A 16,985-nucleotide genomic window follows, 5' to 3' on the forward strand; every position below is an offset into this window, starting at 1 on the left:
GCTTCTTTCCTTTCATCTCTTTCCAATTTTAGCGGAAAAGAAATCAAGTTGCAATTGAAGCTTGTGGATTTTATTTCTCAGATTGGCGATCTTCTGCGTCGTTATGAGAGTTTTTCCAGTCTTCTTGAACGCGTGCTTTGGTGGATTCTTCGACTTTCTTAGCCGTTTCAATCTCTGCTTCCACTTCATCGTAGTCAAAGCGCGTGATGTCACCGCCTAATTCATTCATGATCAATTGATTCAAAGGACGATTGTCTTCTTCATCTGCGATCAATAATAACCCCGTATCACCAACACCAATTTGGTTTCCGACATGTTCAAAAAGCATTTGCGCATTTTGGATCTCTTTTGCATCACGAGTAGCACCGATCATACTGCCACCAAACCAGCCCAGCATAATTCCTAAAGGTCCGCCTAGCACACCAACGAGCATCCCGATCAATCCACCCGTTGATGTCTTATTGTTCCCAGTAAAATCGAGAAAGTCCTCGACTTTAAATTGATGCACGCCTTCATTGGTGTGGGTAAGAACCGCCATTTGTTCCCCTTTGATCTTCCGTTCCATATGCATCCGTTTCACTTCCGAAAAGGCTTGGTACGCTTTGGCACTGGCATCAAAATTCATTACAATGACACGTTTTGACATAAAAATCGCTCCCTTTGGTTTATTTGTTCTCTTCTTTATTTTAACAGTAAATCATTTAAATGAAAAAAGAAACCAAAAAGACTACCAATCATTGATTTCTTAGTGAAAATCAATGATCGGTAGTCAAATACACTGCAGCTAAAAAGGTATTTTTTAGGCAAATGATGTTCTTTTAAACGATTATTCGACAAACTCGAACTCGAAGTTGCCGATCCGAACGATATCGCCGTCTTTGGCACCGCGCGCCCGTAATGCTTCATCGACACCTAAACCACGCAGCTGACGAGCAAAACGCATCACGGTTTCATCATGATCAAAATTCGTCATCTGGAATAGTTTTTCGATTTTTTCACCGCTCAAGATCCAAGTTGCATCAGGATCGCGATCAATTGAGAACTCTGGTTCATCCGATTGGAAGCCGTAATGAACAACATCTTCTTCCATTTCTTCATCGTATAAAAGAAACTCAGGAGTGACTTCCAATAGATCCGCTGTCGCATTCAACAAGGCATCGATTCCCTTACGAGTGACACCAGAGATTGGGAAAATCATTGGTTCATCCGCGAACTCATCCGTTTTTTCTTTTGCCAGCTGCTCTTTGAAAAGGGCTAGGTTTTCTTCAGCATCCGGCATATCCATCTTATTGGCAACGATGATTTGTGGTCGCTCTAGTAAGCGCAAGTTATGGGTCGACAATTCATTGTTGATGGACAAATAGTCCTCGTATGGATCGCGTCCTTCCATGCCACTCATATCGATCACATGTAAAATGACGCGGGTCCGTTCGATATGGCGTAAAAACTGAGTCCCTAAACCAACCCCTTGTGAGGCTCCTTCGATCAGACCAGGTAGATCAGCGACCGCAAAACTACGGCCATCAGTAGTTGTTACCATACCTAAATTTGGTACCAGCGTGGTAAAATGATACGCACCAATTTTTGGTCGAGCAGAGGAAATCACAGAGAGTAATGTAGACTTCCCAACTGAAGGGAAACCAACTAGACCAACATCTGCTAAAACTTTTAATTCGAGCTCGATTTTTCTTTCTTGACCAGGTTCTCCATTCTCAGCTAATTCTGGGGCTGGGTTTTTCGGAGAGGCAAACCGAATGTTGCCACGGCCGCCACGGCCACCTTTAGCAATCACTAATGTTTGGCCTTGCTCAATCAAATCACCTAATAAGGCACCTGTTTCAGCGTCACGAACGGTCGTTCCCTGTGGTACTTTGATGTAGGTATCATCTGAGCCACGACCGTGCATTCCTTTACTCATGCCGTTTTCCCCGGGTTGCGCTTTAAAATGACGATTAAAACGGAAATCCATTAATGTACGCAGACCCTCGTCTACGACTAAAATGACATCACCACCACGTCCACCGTCACCACCTGCTGGTCCGCCGTCTGGGACATATTTCTCTCGGCGAAAAGCAACCATTCCGTCGCCGCCTTTTCCTGCTTTGACATCGATTGTCACTTGATCTAAAAACATGGACATTATTTGTCCTCCATTCTTTTTTTACTACCTTCTATACTTTTTGATTATCAGTTATCTCACCTTAAGTGGTTACTATTTCTCTAATAAGAAAGTCTATTTTATTGTAACGACCCAAACGTCTTTTGTCTATCTTTTCTCATGGGTTTCCGTAAGAAATCGCGAATTCTTAAGGGTTATTCTTTGACAGTCACTTGAAATCGTAGCAAACTTTTAAGTGTACCAGACACAATCAAAGGAGGAAACAAGAAATGACAGTAAAAGTTGGAATCAATGGTTTTGGACGAATTGGACGTTTGGCTTTTCGTAGGATCAAAGAAGTTTCTGCCGATATTGAAGTTGTGGCAATCAATGATTTGACGAGTCCAGTCATGTTAGCACACTTATTGCAATTTGACTCGACCCACGGCACGTACCCTGGAACTGTTACTGCAACGGATAATGCTATCGTTGTCGATGGCAAAGAGACCCGTGTGTACGCTGAACCAGACGCAAGCAAAATCCCTTGGGCAAAAGAAAATGGCGTCGATATCGTTTTAGAATGCACGGGTTTTTACACTTCCGCAGAAAAAGCACAAGCCCATCTTGATGCGGGTGTCAAAAGAGTCGTTATCTCCGCACCAGCTGGTAATATGAAAACGATCGTTTACAATGTCAACTCCGACACGTTAACACCAGAGGATACTATCATATCCGCAGGTTCTTGTACGACCAACTGCTTAGCTCCGATGGCCTACTTCTTAAATGAGGAATTCGGGATCGAAGTTGGTACGATGACGACGGTACATGCCTATACTTCTACACAAATGCTATTGGATGGTCCGGTAAAAGGCGGAAACTTAAGAGCCGCTCGGTCCGCTGCAGATAACACGATCCCTCACTCGACGGGTGCTGCTAAAGCGATCGGTCTAGTTATCCCAGAATTAAATGGCAAATTACAAGGACACGCCCAACGGGTTCCTGTCGTCGATGGTTCTTTAACAGAATTAGTCTCAATTTTGAAAACCAAAGTAACCGCCGATGAAGTCAATGAAGCGATCAGAAAACACACCGTCGATAATCCGTCATTCGGTTACGATGACCGTGAGATCGTCTCTGGAGATGTGATTGGTACCACTCAAGGTTCTATCTTTGATCCGACACAAACAGAAGTAACCACGGCTGGCGATTTCCAACTGGTGAAAACCGTCGCTTGGTATGATAATGAATATGGCTTTACTTGCCAAATGATTCGTTTGCTAGAAGAATTTGCTCGTTTATAAGCCAAGGGTCAAGCAAAAAGTGCCGGTTCTTTTTTTGAACCGGCACTTTTTTATTCACTTGCTGGGTGATCGTATTTGTCCAAAAAAGCTGCAATTTTTTCTTTATAAAGGTCTGGATCTGTTTTGTAGCTTTTCGCATGCTCGGCACCTGAAACAACCCATTTTTCTTTTGGTGCATCGGTCGCGTTATACAAAATTTCCAGCATCGAATAAGGAACAAACGTATCCGCATCGCCATGGATAAAAAAGATTGGACGCGTATTCTTTTGCAGTTGTTTGACTGCATCTGCTTCACCAAAGAAATACCCCGCTCGGATTTTTGTGACAAGGCTAGTGACATTCATCAATGGAAAGGCAGGTAGACCAAACAATTGATCGAGTTGATACCCCAATTCTTCATTGACGTTGGTATACCCACAATCTTCAATGATAGAAGTGACATTTTTCGGCAAGTCTTCCCCACTGGTCATCATTACCGTGGCAGCCCCCATACTGATGCCATACAAAGTGATCGTTTCTTCAGGACCATTTTTTGCGAGTACTTCATCGATCCATTGCAGATAATCCTTACGTTCGTGCCACCCAAAACCAATATAATCTCCTTCGCTTTGACCATGCCCTCGAGCGTCTGGAACCAAGACATTATAGCCTAAATCATGATACATCTTAGCATAGTCCGCCATCGTTTCTGCATTCCCCATGTAGCCATGCGCGATGATCGCCGTTTTTCCTCGATTCTTCTCCTCCGCCGGTAGATAAATGGCGGATAATTTTAAATCATCTTCAGATGTCAGCTGCCACATCTCACGATTTGCGGGATCTGTAAACCAATTTTGCGATTCATTTCCTGTCTGATTTTCATCCGTACCAGGGGTATCTCCTTCCAAAAAATCTTTTTCTGAAGGAACCACCGCATAATCGTAAAAATAGTTTCCTGCATACCCTAATCCTGCAATTGCTAATACAGCCACTCCGATGGCAATCTTCCAGCGCAATTTCACACTTGTCACGTCCTCTTGTTATATAGTTTACATAATATTATTATGGTTTCATCGTTCTTCATGGAAAGAACCCACTACATAAATTACCGTTTTTTGCTCGTGTTTGTCAATTGCAAGCGCCCAAAAAGAAAACCATTGCCAACACGCTTTGTTGGCAATGGTTGATTTCTCGTGATAATTAGTTATTTTCGACCAATTTAAAACTTGACCAAGGTTTCAAGAATTCTAATAAGAATAGTTCCTCATCAGCGATCTTACCAACGACATTGACACGACCATCATTTTTCATTGCTTTCAAGGCGATTTGCGTCTCACCTTTGTATTGTCCATAGCCAGCATTATCGATCAAGACATCCCCTCTTACCATATCACGGGTATCATGAGGTGGAAATTCCTTGTCTTTATAATAGATCCGCGTCATCGTTGAACGCAAGATGTACTCTGAGCGATCTCCTCGATAGCTGTGCAGATTATCGAAGAGACAAATTCGTTCATCTTCAGTGATTCCGTCAACGACATCGACTCTTAATGTCGGATAATCAGCATGAAACGCTTCAGCCATTGCTGCCAATTCTGCTTCTGAAGCATAGGCATTTCCAATAGAGATATCATCGATCAAACCAGTCAACACTAAATGTTTGACTTGTGTAGCTAGTGGCAGATCACGATGGTCTTCCAACGAGCATAAACCATCTTGTGTTGGCCATGGACCGAAATCAGCTTCGTGAGAATTCACGAAAGCCATCGTATTTAAATTGTATTTGCGGAATTTTTCCGAACAAAAAACAAAATGGTCATAGCCTAACCCTGAATAGCGATGAGGATAGAAGTTATGCGAACCGAGTAAATTTTCAGTATTAGGTGAATAACTCATGATGTTATCCACGTAGCTCGTGCCGCTGCTCATATTGATTTCGATTTTGATCCCGTAAGGATTACGGGTCATTTTGGCTTCTTCTGAACCAGTGAAACCAATATCTAACCGAACACCGTAAGCCCCCATCTCATCAAAGAAGGATAAATCATCATAAGAAATACCTAACTGTTCGAATAAACCAGGATTGATATCTACCATGACTTCCATTCCTAACTGATTGGCATAATCCACGACTTGCTTAAAGTCTGCCAAGACTTTTTCTTTGTCATCGTTGATTTGCAGCAAACTGGTAAATACCCGTTTAAAGCCGTATTTGTGTGCCAAGTCTAGATACGCTTTGTCCTTTTCAAACGTTGAGCGCTCTGGATAAATCGATATCCCTAATTTTCCCATCAAAAAAACCTCCTGTAAATTCTATCCGTTTATTATAATGAATCCTCTTTCATTATAGCAAACATCTAAAAAGTGGTCTACACCTTTCCGTCTGTTTCTTTCTCATTCCACAAAATCTGCGCTTTCTTCTATGTCTCTTTTTTGTTATGATTATCATTAAGAAAACTGGAAGGAATGAAAGAATGAAAAAAATCCTATTCACACTGACAGCAGCTGCTAGCCTTTTATTATTAGCTGCTTGTACAGGTTCAAGTACCACCGATCCCTCATCAAGCAATTCGGCAGAAAGCACGTCAACCTCAGAATCTGTTGACTTGAATGCCCTGGAATTGCCGCAATTATCAACGGATGTGCAAGAGAATGAAGCTTTAGTTGAAATGGTAACGGAAGAAGGCTCGATCAAAATCAAACTTTTCCCAGAGATCGCGCCCAAAGCAGTCGAAAACTTTTTGACCCATGCCAAAGATGGGTATTATGACGGCTTGACTTTCCATCGTGTCGTAGAAGAGTTTATGATCCAAGGGGGCGACCCTAATGGTGATGGCACTGGCGGAGAAAGCATTTGGGGCGAAGGATTCGGCGAAGAATACTCGAACCAGCTTTATCACTTGCGAGGCGCATTAGCAATGGCAAAATCAAGTGCGCCAAACAGCCAAGGCAGTCAATTCTACATCGTTCAAAATGATCAGGATGTATCTGACGGTCTAGCGATCCAACACTATCCTGAAAAAATCATCGAAGCCTACAAAAATGGTGGAACACCACGATTGGACGGTAGCTATACCGTATTTGGTCAAGTGATCGAAGGCATGGATGTCGTAGATAAAATTGCGCAAGCAGAAACCCAAGACTCTGGCAATGGTGAGAATTCTCAACCGGTTGAGCCAGTGAAGATCGAAACGATCAAGGTCTTGCAAGAAGCCAAAGAATAAATAAAAAACCGCTGAAGTCTCCGTTAATCGGGAATTTCAGCGGTTTTCTTTTATTTTTGGTCGCCAACGATAAAGGTGAATTCGCATTCCGCAGCTTTTTTGCCGTCCACTGTAGCGACCGCATCAGCAGTTCCTACAGAGCCTTTGATTTTAGTGATCTCGAAAACAAGTTTCATGGTATCTCCCGGAACAACTTTTTGACGGAATTTGGCTTTGTTGATGCCGCCGATATACGCCGTTCTACCTTGGAATTCCTCGGATTTCAAGATCAGGATCGATCCTGCTTGTGCCAATGTTTCTAAAATCAAGGCACCTGGCATTACTGGATTTCCTGGGAAATGTCCTTGGAAAAAGTCTTCGTTGATGGTGACATTTTTCGTTGCGATAATCTTTTTGCCAGACTCGATTTCATCGACGTAATCAATATATATAATTGGGTAGCGATTTGGAATCAAATCCATGACTTCTGTTTCAGTCAATAGTTTTTTCATGGTTTCCCTTCCTTGCTTAAGAATTTATTATAGTTTGATTATCAAAGTATCATAGTTCAGCGAAATTCGCAACTAAATATTTATTAAGAAAAAAATAGTTTGACAATCAAACAATTATGCTTAATAATTAGAAATCAAGATAGTTTGATTTACTATTTGTCATTATACGTATTTTATTATTGTTGAATTTATTAAGGAGTGGAATTATGAGTTTTTTAACCGGTAAAAAAGTTGTCGTCATGGGCGTTGCTAACAAACGCAGTATCGCTTGGGGCTGTGCACAAGCATTAAAAGCACAAGGAGCCGAAGTGATCTACACGTATCAAAACGACCGCATGAAAAAGCCTTTAGAGCGCTTATTGGAATCTGATGAATTTGTAGTGGAATGTGACGTCGCCAATGACGAAAGCATTGCTTCCGCCTTTGAAACGATCAAAGAATATGCAGGTGAGATCCACGGTGTTGTCCATGCCGTTGCTTATGCCAATAAAGAAGATCTATCTGGCGATATTTTAAATATTTCTCGTGACGGTTATGCTTTGGCGCAAGACATCAGCAGTTATTCATTGATTGCCGTCACCAAATATGCCAAACCAATCTTAGCTGAAAATGCTGGAATCGTTACCCTTTCCTACTTAGGTGCCGAACGGGCAGTACCGAACTACAATATGATGGGGATTGCAAAAGCCGCTTTAGAATCAAGCGTTCGCTATTTAGCTGCCGAACTTTCACCGCAAAAAATCCGCGTCAATGCGATTTCAGCTGGTGCCATCAAGACGCTGGCAGTAACTGGTGTAAAAGACTATCAAAAACTGATCCAATTGTCAGAGGATCGAACACCTGATCATATTGGTGTGACGATTGAAGAAGTGGGCAATACTTGTGCCTTCTTGATCAGTCCATTATCAAGCGGGATTATCGGCGAAGTGATTTTCGTTGATAAAGGCGTTCATTTATCTTAATCAATGATTGTCATAGAAAAGTCTGCTATTTGCCTCTCCGTTGGCTAAGCAGGCTTTTTCTGAAAAAAACAGATATTTCAGAAAACCTCCTTTGCATTTCTATTTTATCTTCGTTAAAATAGATGCAGTAAGACTTGGAGGGATTTTATGAAACAACTGCTAATTGCAGCTAGCACGACCGATTCAAGTGGTTCCAGCATTACCGAACCAGCAGCTGCTCAGCTCAATGCATTACAAAAATGGTGGGCATCGATCGACTGGGAATCGATCATTGGCCTACTGATCCAAAAAGCACTGATGCTGTTTTTTTTGTGTATCTTATTCGGAATTTTATTAAAAATAAGCAACATGATCATTGACCGGATCTATCGGTCCTATGAAAAAAAAGCCACCTTCAATGTGAGTCGAATCAACACGATCCATACCCTGATCCGCAATACGGTTCATTACACATTAGGCTTCTTTTTTGTCTATGCACTCCTTTCAACCATCGGCGTACCTGTAGGCTCGCTACTAGCCGGTGCCGGAGTCGTCGGTGTCGCTCTCGGTCTCGGTGCCCAAGGCTTTATGAATGACTTGATTACTGGCTTCTTTATTATTACCGAACAACAAATCAACGTTGGTGATTACGTCCGCTTGACCAATCTGACGCTTGAGGGTACGGTGACGGCCGTCGGTATTCGGACTGTTCAATTAAAATCCGTTGATGGAACCGTTCATTATATCCCAAATCGTAACATCACAACCATCAGTAATACATCAAGAGCCAATATGCAAGTCGTGGTAGACGTACGTATCTTACCATCTGAAGGCTTAGATGAAATACGTGCCATCATTGAAGAAGTCAATGAACAGATTGCTCAGCAGCACGAAGAAGAGATTCAAACGGCCCCTACGGTCTTCGGTCTGGTGGATCTAGGAAACAACAACTTTGCAATTCGCACGACCATGTATGTGACCAACGGTACGCAATGGAAAATCAAAGAGGAATTTTTGGCCGCATCGATCGATGCATTAACTGCCAAAGGCTATACGATCCCCAATGCGCCGATCGTCGGTATTTAAAAAAAGGTTATCCCGAAACTGGGATAACCTTTTTTCTATACCACATGCAGTTCATCTGTCATCTTTGGGGCATCTTCTTTCGAAATCAGCAAATAGCGTCTTTCGATTTCATGCGCCAAATGATTGACGGATTTTAAAATCTCTTTGCGGGTGATAATCCCAACAAAGACATTGTCATCATCAACGATCGGCAAGAATGCTTGATCCACTAACAGATGCAGCATACTTTCCAACTCATCGTTTTCTTTGATGCAATTCACATTGACTTCCATGACATCTGCCACAGTCAGCCCTTCAATATTTTCCATACTGAAGCCAGTGAGATCCATCATTCGTTCTACGATGTTTGAGAGGCTGATTAAGCCGACTAAATGGTCCTCACTATCTAGTACTGGGATCTTTGAATAGCCCACTTTTGATAAAACAAGCAATGCGTGACTCAAAGGGTGGTTATAAAATACCGATGCCACATTCTCTGCCGGCACCAAGAAATTTTCTTGATTCTCGAGTAATATTTTTTCTACGGTCTGTCCTATCAATCTAATTGCCTCCATTTCACAGCTACTCTTCTATTTTACTTGAAAATGAGAATAGAAAGTAGAAACCTGCAAAATTATAATGAAATTTTTACTTTTTGATTCCGCTTACTTAACGTGTGAAAACGAAAGCTAGCTCTGGGACTTTATGAAAGGAACGATCATAGTATTGGATTGCCCATTGTTCTGGTGTACTTTCAATAATCGCAAAACTTTTGATTTGGATTTGCCCTCGCGGTTGAGAAATACTGCCAGGATTCAAGAAAAGTCGATTCCCGACTTTCTCACAAGCAATTTGATGCGTATGACCAAACAAAGCGATCGAAGCATCTGCTTGTTGCGCTTTTAAGCCTAATTTGGTTACGCCAAAACGAACATCCGCCAAATGGCCATGGGTCATATAGATGGTATCCAGTGGCGTTTTAACGATACGTTCATTCGGAAAACCACCACCGTAATCGCAATTGCCACAAACGACTTGGAATGTTTCCCATAAAGGATCCGTTTCAGGAAGTTCTGAATCCCCACAGTGAAGGAACAAATCGACTTGATTTTCGAATTCATTTTTAAGATCAACAAGAATCTCACGATCTGAATGATTGTCACTGACAACTAAGTATTTCATACATTTTCTCCTTCTAACCACTCCCGCCACTGTTCCTGCAGTTTTTTGATTGCTAGACCACGGTGGCTCACTCGGTTCTTCTCTTCTTGACTCATTTGGGCTGCGCTTTGCTCTGAACCATCAGGAATAAACAATGGATCGTAGCCAAACCCATTTTCTCCACGAGGGATGCGGCCGATTCTCCCCGGCCATTGAGCTTCAACCACCAAACTCTCTTTTCCTGGTGCTGCGAAAACTAACGTACAGTGAAATTGGGCACTGCGTTTGTCATCTTCGACATCCGTCAATTCATAGAGCAATTTTGCATTATTGGCAGCGTCACTTTTTTGCTCACCAGCAAATCGAGCAGAGTACACCCCTGGTCGTCCCCCTAGTGCATCGACTTTCAGTCCTGAGTCATCAGCTAACACCGGTCTTCCCAAAATTCTGGCGATGGTTTCCGCTTTAAGGCGGGCATTTTCTTCAAAGGTGGTGCCGGTTTCTTCAACATCTGGTAAGGAAGGATAGTCTTTTAAGGTACGGACATCGTAACCTGCTGCGCCAAATACGGCTTTAAATTCCTTGGCTTTTCCTGGATTGCCTGTAGCAATGACGATCGTTTTTTCGGGAATCTCATAAGGGGGTTCATCTGGTAAAAACAGTGCCTCTTTTTGATAGGCGATCAATTCTTCGATAGCTGTTTTTCCGTAGATCAGCATCTCATTCAACTGCTGACCATCAAAGGTCGCTTCTTCCCCAGTTCCTTGCAATTCGACAAATCGACCAGATTCCGTCATCACCAAATTCATGTCAACAGCAGCTGAAGAATCTTCTTGATAATCGAGATCGGTCACACAGGTGCCATCTGGTAAGATCCCGACACTAATTGCTGCCAAATGCTCCTTGATTGGATCTTCCGTCAATGCTCTGTCACGCAACAAGGTATCGATAGCTAAACGCAACGCGACAAAAGCGCCGGTAATACTAGCTGTTCGGGTACCGCCATCTGCTTGAACGACATCACAATCGACCACGATACTGCGCTCCCCTAATTTTTCTAAATCGACTACTGCGCGCAAGGAACGAGCGATCAGCCGTTGGATCTCCATCGTCCGACCAGAAAGCTTGCCTTTGGCACTTTCTCGACGATTACGAGTGTTGGTCGCTCGTGGGAGCATACTGTATTCGGCTGTGACCCAGCCTTTTCCCGTATCTCGTAAAAACGGAGGGACCCGCTCTTCAATCGTTGCCGAACAGATCACGGTTGTGTCACCAAAAGAGATCACAACCGATCCTTCGGGGTGTTTGTAGACGTTGGTTTGAATTTTAACTGGTCTTAACATTGTTTCTTTTCTGCCATCATGTCGCATTTAAAAGCCTCCTAAATCAGTGTGAATCGATGAGATCGTGTCTAAATCAAGCCAATCATTGGCAATCTCATCAAACATTTTCGGTGAACCAGTAGTAAAAAATGCATGTTGCGGATGCGGATCGTCCTGACTCGTTGCAGCAATGGAAAAATAGTCCAACAAGGTACTGACTTCCCCCACCGTTTCTGCCCCTGAATCAATCAGCTGGATATGAGCGCCCAATTCATTTTGAATCAAAGGACGCAATAAAGGATAATGGGTACAACCCAAAATCACTGTATCTAGCCGTTTGTTTTTCAATGGACGCAACGTTTCTGCCACGATTTTCTTGGCGACCGAGCTATGGTATTGTTTGCTTTCTACGATCGGCACAAACTTCGGGCAAGCCAAACTGACGACGGACGCATGGGGCGCTTTGCCATGAAGCGCGCGCTTGTAAGAGTCACTTTTGATCGTTCCGTTTGTCCCGATGACACCGATTCGTTGGTTTTTGCTTGCTTTGACTGCTGCTCGACTGCCAGGCAGGATCACGCCGATCACTGGGATCGTTAGTTGTTCTTTGATTTCTTCAAGGGCGACCGCTGTCGCTGTATTACAAGCGATCACCAACATTTTAATATTTTTTTCTAATAAAAAACGGGTCATTTGCCACGTATACTCGATGACTTGCTCAGCAGGTCTCGGACCATACGGGCATCTGGCTGTATCTCCCAGATAAAGAATCGATTCGTTGGGTAATTGCTTGATTGCTTCTTTGACGACCGTCAACCCACCAACACCAGAATCGATAAAACCAATTGGTCTGTTGTTTGTCATAGTTTCCATCCTTTACATGAAAGAAAGAGTTTGGTGCATTTTTCTCTCTTATTCATTTTGGACTTTTTTTGTCTATTTTTCAAGTATTCCTTTCGTTTGCTAAAAAAGCTTTCCGAAAAACCACGAAACGGTCAAAATGAAAAAAGCCCCTACGATTGGCTTACACCCCACAAGTTGCACTTGCATGGGTGAAAGACCGATCGTGGGGATGTTTTTGTCGATTATTCGTTTTAGTAATCGTACTGACGTTTTTCCAAAAAGCCAGAAAGCAATGACAAGGCATAACAAACCAAAAAGTATAAAACAGTCATTGCCAAAAACATAGGCAAAACATAGTTTGTGTTTTGACCATAAATGATTCGAGCATGATGAGTCAGCTCTGGTAAAGAAATAATCACGGCTAATGACGTATCTTTGATCAAAGAGATCAACTGACTGACGATCGCTGGCAGCATCGCTTTAAATGCCTGCGGCACGACGATGCTCCGCAATACTTCGACATAGCTTAGCCCTGTAGATAAACCAGCCTCCATCTGTCCTTTTGGCACAGAATTCAAACCAGCACGAAAGATTTCAGAAAGCATCGCTGATTCAAAAATCGTCAATGCTACAACCGCTGACCAAAAAATATTAAAGCGGATACCGATCTGCGGCAATGCAAAGTAAGTGAAAAAGATGATCAAGAGCAAAGGCAAGTTACGAATAACATCGATCACGACACCTAATACTTTAGAAAAGACTGGGATCGAGCTGAAGCGCAAAATGCCGGCGATCCCTCCGATAATAAAGCTAAATAAAATCGATAGGATCGACACTTCAACTGTTACCCGCAAGCCATCGATCAAGAAGCGAATGTTAATCGCTGAAAAAGCTTCAAAAAAGTCCATAGTTCGTTAGCTCCTTTCTATGAGCGGACAGCCCAACGCCGTTCCAAGTAAACCATCAAATAAGACAATGGTAGGGTAATGATCAAATAGAAAAGACCAACAATGATATACGTATCAAATGTATTGAAGGTCTCACTTGCGATCAAATCGCCTTGATACATAATATCTAATCCTGCGACCATCGCCAAAATTGATGAATTTTTGACAAGATTGATAAATTGATTGCCTAACGGCGGTACGACGATCTTAAATGCTTGAGGCAAAATAATGTAGCGCATCGCTTGGCTGTAAGTAAAACCAGAAGACAAGGAAGCTTCCATCTGGCCTTTAGGGACCGTTTGAATCCCTGAACGGATCGTCTCAGCGATAAATGCCGATGTATAGATCGTTAAGCCGATCGTTCCTGCTTGAAAGCCGTCAAAAGAAACCCAATACATTGGCACAACGACATAAAAGAACATCACGATGATCAATAAGGGAATATTTCTAAAAAACTCAACATACGCTTTGGCAATCCCTTTGATGAGGCGATTGTCTGACAACTGAAAAATTGCCATTAAGGTTCCGATCAAAAGACTAAAAAACAGTGCGATCAAACTCGCCATGACTGTGTATTTAAAGCCTTCAATAAACTGACCGGTATACGTTTGAAATAATTCAACCATTCAGTTTCCTCCTACTCTACTTTTCCTGATTCGTCTTCAGGGAACCACTTGTTGTAAATCTCATCATAGGTTCCATCTTCACGCATTTCCCGCAAGGCTTGATTCACTGCATCAAGAAACGGCTTTTGTCCTTTATTGATAGCAATCCCATAAGGTTCTTCTGTAAAAGTTTCGCCAACTAAATGGTAATTGGGATTTTCACTCGCCATCCCTAATAGGATCGCATTATCCGTGGTCATAGCATCCCCTTGACCAGATTGTAAAGCGGTAAAGGCTTCCGCATAATTCTCAAGTTCCAAAATTTGCGCTTCTGGTGCTGCTTCACGGATGTTGACAGCTGAAGTAGAGCCCTTCACGACCAATACAGTGGTGTCTGCGGTCAAATCTTCGATCCCTTGGATTGGACTATCTTTTGCGACTAATAAAGATTGTCCTGCATCAAAGTAGACATCGGAAAAATCGACCTGTTTTTTACGTTCTTCCGTGATAGTCATCGTGGCGATGATTGCATCGATGTTGCCGTTTTTCAAAAGAGGAATCCGGGTTTTTGAGGTAACTTCAACAAAGATGGCATTGCCATCACGACCTAAAATTTTCTCAGTGATTGCACGAGCGATATCAATATCGAATCCTCGTACTTCTCTGGTCGCGATATCCATTAATCCAAAAAGACGGGTATCGTTTTTTACGCCCCAAACGATCTGATTCGTCTCTTTGCTGTTTTCTAAAATATCGATCTCTGCGGCACTTTGTCCTTTACAACCTGAGAAAGTCACAAGGGCAAAGGCTAAGACTAGAAAGGAAAAGATTTTCTTTCTCATAAGGGTTCCTCCTATTGCTTAATGATTGCTGACTTTGCTCAAGAATTGTTTTGCACGTTCGTCTCTTGGTGCATCAAAGAATCCATCGACATCGCGCCGATCCTCTAGGACTTGTCCTTCCGCCATAAAGACGATTCGATCTGCTACTTCACGGGCAAAGCTCATTTCATGGGTAACAACGATCATGGACATGCCTTCACTGGCAATTTTTTTCATGACATCCAAGACATCACCAATCATTTCTGGATCCAATGCTGACGTTGGCTCATCAAAAAGCAGCATTTCTGGTTTCATCGCAAGCCCTCTGGCAATTGCGACCCGCTGCTGTTGTCCGCCAGATAACATGGAAGGATAGGAATCTTTTTTATCTAACATCCCTACCCGATCAAGAAGCTTTTCCGCCAAATTGATGGCTTCTTGCTCATTTTGTTTTAATACTTTGATTGGTGCCAACGTAATGTTTTCTAACACGGTTTTATTTGGATACAAATTGAAATGTTGAAACACCATGCCGATGTTTTTTCTAATTTCTGTCATTTTGACATCTTTGTCAAACAAGTTCTTGCCATTGACCAATAATTGACCACCTGAAATGGTTTCTAGACCATTAATCGTACGGAGCATTGTACTTTTACCAGATCCTGAAGGTCCGATAACAACAACGACCTCACCTTTTTCAAATTCAAGGTTGATGTTTTTTAATGCATGGAACTTTCCGTAATATTTCTCTACGTTCTTAAATTCGATCATTGCCATTGATTCACACTCCTAGCTTTTTTTAAAATTAAATGAGTAATTGGAAAGATTTGATTCATATTATAGCTCAATCTTTTTTCATTTGTAAAGGTGCTTTTCCAATGTTCCCCCCTTATTTCTGAAAAGACAAGTGCTATTTTACTTTGATGTGAGGTTTTTGTCCATGAAAATTTTTCTCACCCCATCAGATCACAAGGAGAACCGGTTGTTTCTTTTGCTAAAAAAAGGTAAGATAAACCATATAACAAAGGAAAAGGTGGAAAAAAAGTGAATACGATTTTAACTGGCGACCGCCCAACTGGCAAATTGCATCTTGGCCATTATGTGGGGTCTTTAAAAAAACGGGTCGAAATGCAAGCTGACCCTGAAAATCAGCTTTATATCATGGTCGCTGACATGCAGGCACTAACAGATAATGCGAAAACACCTGAGAAGGTCTCAGCGAATATTTTAGAAGTTGCTTTGGATTATTTAGCCGTTGGATTGGATCCTGCAAAAACAACGATGTTTATTCAATCGCAAATCCCTCAGCTCTCTGAATTGACGATGTATTATCTCAATCTAGTCAGTGTTGCTCGAGTACGACGCAATCCAACTGTTAAAGCCGAAATTGAACAAAAAAAATTTGGTGAAGGCGTCCCTTCTGGTTTCTTCATCTATCCTGTCTCTCAAGCAGCGGATATCACCGCTTTTAAAGCAAATTTAGTTCCCGTTGGAGAAGATCAAAAACCAATGCTGGAACAAACGCAAGAAATCGTGCATAGTTTTAATTCTACGTATAGTGAAGTATTAGTCGAACCAAAAGCGGTTTTACCGCCAAAAGGCATGGGACGTTTAGCGGGGATCGATGGGAACGGGAAAATGAGTAAATCACTGAACAATGGTATTTACTTAGCTGATCCAGCCGATGTATTACAAAAGAAAGTGATGAGTATGTACACGGACCCAAATCACATTCATGTCAACGACCCTGGACAAGTCGAAGGCAATATGGTCTTTACGTATCTTGATGTATTTGGCACTGAAAAAGAAAAAATTGCTGAATTAAAAGAACATTACACCCGTGGTGGACTAGGCGATGTCAAAATCAAACGCTATTTGATCGATGTTCTGGAAGCCGAATTTGCACCGATTCGTGAACGCCGTGAAGCTTTTGCCAAAGATCCCGGTGAAGTGATGAACTTATTAAAACTTGGTAGTGAAAAAGCAGAACAAGTTGCCGCCCAAACGTTAGCTGAAGTCAAAAATGCAATGGGCATCAATTACTTCGCCTAAAAAAACAAGCCTTTACGGCTTGTTTTTTTGTTTACAAATCGGAATGAATTCTTTCATACAAAACCTATGTGCCAACTATGTGTTAGATTTCACGAGAACCCTTCCTCCCCAGACTGACACTTTGTGTAATTTGAT

The 16,985-nt window shown here is 42.2% G+C and carries 18 protein-coding genes; 5 read left to right on the forward strand and 13 right to left on the reverse strand.

Going from position 1 to position 16,985, the window contains the following annotated elements; all coding sequences use genetic code 11:
* Positions 1 to 70: 70 nt before the first annotated feature.
* On the reverse strand, positions 71 to 646 hold the full coding sequence (locus ECA1_RS06100; protein ID WP_010748409.1) for a DUF456 domain-containing protein: 576 nt from the start codon (positions 644 to 646) through the stop codon (positions 71 to 73).
* Positions 647 to 826: 180 nt separating this feature from the next.
* A complete protein-coding gene (gene obgE / locus ECA1_RS06105) occupies positions 827 to 2,140 on the reverse strand; it encodes a GTPase ObgE (protein ID WP_005226173.1) in 1,314 nt (437 codons plus the stop codon).
* Between the two features lie 248 nt (positions 2,141 to 2,388).
* Here obgE and gap point away from each other — a divergent pair, with 248 nt between their 5' ends.
* Positions 2,389 to 3,399, forward strand: a complete 1,011-nt coding sequence (gap, locus tag ECA1_RS06110) for a type I glyceraldehyde-3-phosphate dehydrogenase (protein ID WP_005226174.1) — start codon at positions 2,389 to 2,391, stop codon at positions 3,397 to 3,399.
* A gap of 50 nt (positions 3,400 to 3,449) precedes the next feature.
* Here gap and ECA1_RS06115 read toward each other — a convergent pair whose 3' ends face one another.
* Both ECA1_RS06115 and ECA1_RS06120 read right to left on the reverse strand, forming a co-directional pair.
* Positions 3,450 to 4,400, reverse strand: a complete 951-nt coding sequence (locus tag ECA1_RS06115) for an alpha/beta hydrolase (protein WP_010748411.1) — start codon at positions 4,398 to 4,400, stop codon at positions 3,450 to 3,452.
* Positions 4,401 to 4,578: 178 nt separating this feature from the next.
* A complete protein-coding gene (locus ECA1_RS06120; RefSeq protein ID WP_060791964.1) occupies positions 4,579 to 5,670 on the reverse strand; it encodes a DUF871 domain-containing protein in 1,092 nt (363 codons plus the stop codon).
* 182 nt (positions 5,671 to 5,852) lie between these two features.
* Between ECA1_RS06120 and ECA1_RS06125 the strand changes: the two genes are divergently transcribed.
* Positions 5,853 to 6,602 (forward strand): peptidylprolyl isomerase, encoded by a 750-nt coding sequence (locus ECA1_RS06125; RefSeq protein WP_010748413.1) that lies wholly within the window; start codon positions 5,853 to 5,855, stop codon positions 6,600 to 6,602.
* 50 nt (positions 6,603 to 6,652) lie between these two features.
* Here ECA1_RS06125 and fabZ read toward each other — a convergent pair whose 3' ends face one another.
* Positions 6,653 to 7,093, reverse strand: coding sequence for a 3-hydroxyacyl-ACP dehydratase FabZ (gene fabZ, locus ECA1_RS06130; protein WP_005226178.1), 441 nt, complete (start codon positions 7,091 to 7,093; stop codon positions 6,653 to 6,655).
* Positions 7,094 to 7,299: 206 nt separating this feature from the next.
* On the opposite strand from fabZ, the gene fabI reads away from it, so the two are divergent.
* Both fabI and ECA1_RS06140 read left to right on the forward strand, forming a co-directional pair.
* Entirely contained in the window at positions 7,300 to 8,055 is a 756-nt protein-coding gene (fabI, locus tag ECA1_RS06135) for an enoyl-ACP reductase FabI (RefSeq protein ID WP_005226179.1), read from the forward strand.
* Positions 8,056 to 8,202: 147 nt separating this feature from the next.
* The gene (locus ECA1_RS06140) at positions 8,203 to 9,120 is read left to right on the forward strand and encodes a mechanosensitive ion channel family protein (protein WP_060791965.1); all 918 of its coding nucleotides are present in this window, start codon (positions 8,203 to 8,205) and stop codon (positions 9,118 to 9,120) included.
* A gap of 35 nt (positions 9,121 to 9,155) precedes the next feature.
* Here the strand turns inward: ECA1_RS06140 and cbpB are convergent, their stop codons facing one another.
* The 8 genes from cbpB to ECA1_RS06180 all read right to left on the reverse strand — a co-directional run bounded on the left by cbpB (position 9,156) and on the right by ECA1_RS06180 (position 15,575).
* Positions 9,156 to 9,659 (reverse strand): cyclic-di-AMP-binding protein CbpB, encoded by a 504-nt coding sequence (gene cbpB, locus ECA1_RS06145; protein WP_005226181.1) that lies wholly within the window; start codon positions 9,657 to 9,659, stop codon positions 9,156 to 9,158.
* Positions 9,660 to 9,768: 109 nt separating this feature from the next.
* On the reverse strand, positions 9,769 to 10,281 hold the full coding sequence (locus ECA1_RS06150; protein WP_005226182.1) for a metallophosphoesterase: 513 nt from the start codon (positions 10,279 to 10,281) through the stop codon (positions 9,769 to 9,771).
* Positions 10,278 to 11,630 (reverse strand): ribonuclease PH, encoded by a 1,353-nt coding sequence (gene rph, locus ECA1_RS06155; protein WP_060791966.1) that lies wholly within the window; start codon positions 11,628 to 11,630, stop codon positions 10,278 to 10,280. The genes ECA1_RS06150 and rph overlap by 4 nt, the downstream gene beginning before the upstream one ends.
* Positions 11,631 to 12,446 (reverse strand): glutamate racemase, encoded by an 816-nt coding sequence (gene racE / locus ECA1_RS06160; protein ID WP_010748417.1) that lies wholly within the window; start codon positions 12,444 to 12,446, stop codon positions 11,631 to 11,633.
* 230 nt (positions 12,447 to 12,676) lie between these two features.
* Positions 12,677 to 13,333 carry an amino acid ABC transporter permease gene (locus ECA1_RS06165; protein WP_005226185.1) on the reverse strand — a complete coding sequence of 219 codons (657 nt, stop codon included), beginning with the start codon at positions 13,331 to 13,333 and terminating at the stop codon, positions 12,677 to 12,679.
* 17 nt (positions 13,334 to 13,350) lie between these two features.
* Positions 13,351 to 13,998, reverse strand: a complete 648-nt coding sequence (locus tag ECA1_RS06170; RefSeq protein ID WP_005226186.1) for an amino acid ABC transporter permease — start codon at positions 13,996 to 13,998, stop codon at positions 13,351 to 13,353.
* 11 nt (positions 13,999 to 14,009) lie between these two features.
* A complete protein-coding gene (locus ECA1_RS06175) occupies positions 14,010 to 14,819 on the reverse strand; it encodes a transporter substrate-binding domain-containing protein (protein WP_005226187.1) in 810 nt (269 codons plus the stop codon).
* Between the two features lie 18 nt (positions 14,820 to 14,837).
* Positions 14,838 to 15,575 (reverse strand): amino acid ABC transporter ATP-binding protein, encoded by a 738-nt coding sequence (locus ECA1_RS06180; RefSeq protein ID WP_005226188.1) that lies wholly within the window; start codon positions 15,573 to 15,575, stop codon positions 14,838 to 14,840.
* A gap of 267 nt (positions 15,576 to 15,842) precedes the next feature.
* Between ECA1_RS06180 and trpS the strand changes: the two genes are divergently transcribed.
* Complete coding sequence (gene trpS / locus ECA1_RS06185) at positions 15,843 to 16,850, forward strand: tryptophan--tRNA ligase (protein WP_005236112.1); 1,008 nt, start codon at positions 15,843 to 15,845, stop codon at positions 16,848 to 16,850.
* Positions 16,851 to 16,985: the final 135 nt, after the last annotated feature.

The sequence above is a fragment of the Enterococcus casseliflavus NBRC 100478 genome (assembly GCF_001544095.1).
GTDB lineage: Bacteria > Bacillota > Bacilli > Lactobacillales > Enterococcaceae > Enterococcus_D > Enterococcus_D casseliflavus.

Coding starts and splice junctions, on each gene's coding strand:
- obgE (WP_005226173.1), bottom strand. CDS start 2,140: ATGTCCATGTTTTTAGATCAAGTGACAATCGATGTCAAAGCAGGAAAA.
- ECA1_RS06165 (WP_005226185.1), bottom strand. CDS start 13,333: ATGGACTTTTTTGAAGCTTTTTCAGCGATTAACATTCGCTTCTTGATC.
- ECA1_RS06100 (WP_010748409.1), bottom strand. CDS start 646: ATGTCAAAACGTGTCATTGTAATGAATTTTGATGCCAGTGCCAAAGCG.
- ECA1_RS06170 (WP_005226186.1), bottom strand. CDS start 13,998: ATGGTTGAATTATTTCAAACGTATACCGGTCAGTTTATTGAAGGCTTT.
- fabI (WP_005226179.1), top strand. CDS start 7,300: ATGAGTTTTTTAACCGGTAAAAAAGTTGTCGTCATGGGCGTTGCTAAC.
- racE (WP_010748417.1), bottom strand. CDS start 12,446: ATGACAAACAACAGACCAATTGGTTTTATCGATTCTGGTGTTGGTGGG.
- gap (WP_005226174.1), top strand. CDS start 2,389: ATGACAGTAAAAGTTGGAATCAATGGTTTTGGACGAATTGGACGTTTG.
- ECA1_RS06150 (WP_005226182.1), bottom strand. CDS start 10,281: ATGAAATACTTAGTTGTCAGTGACAATCATTCAGATCGTGAGATTCTT.
- ECA1_RS06140 (WP_060791965.1), top strand. CDS start 8,203: ATGAAACAACTGCTAATTGCAGCTAGCACGACCGATTCAAGTGGTTCC.
- ECA1_RS06125 (WP_010748413.1), top strand. CDS start 5,853: ATGAAAAAAATCCTATTCACACTGACAGCAGCTGCTAGCCTTTTATTA.
- rph (WP_060791966.1), bottom strand. CDS start 11,630: ATGCGACATGATGGCAGAAAAGAAACAATGTTAAGACCAGTTAAAATT.
- ECA1_RS06180 (WP_005226188.1), bottom strand. CDS start 15,575: ATGGCAATGATCGAATTTAAGAACGTAGAGAAATATTACGGAAAGTTC.
- ECA1_RS06120 (WP_060791964.1), bottom strand. CDS start 5,670: ATGGGAAAATTAGGGATATCGATTTATCCAGAGCGCTCAACGTTTGAA.
- ECA1_RS06175 (WP_005226187.1), bottom strand. CDS start 14,819: ATGAGAAAGAAAATCTTTTCCTTTCTAGTCTTAGCCTTTGCCCTTGTG.
- fabZ (WP_005226178.1), bottom strand. CDS start 7,093: ATGAAAAAACTATTGACTGAAACAGAAGTCATGGATTTGATTCCAAAT.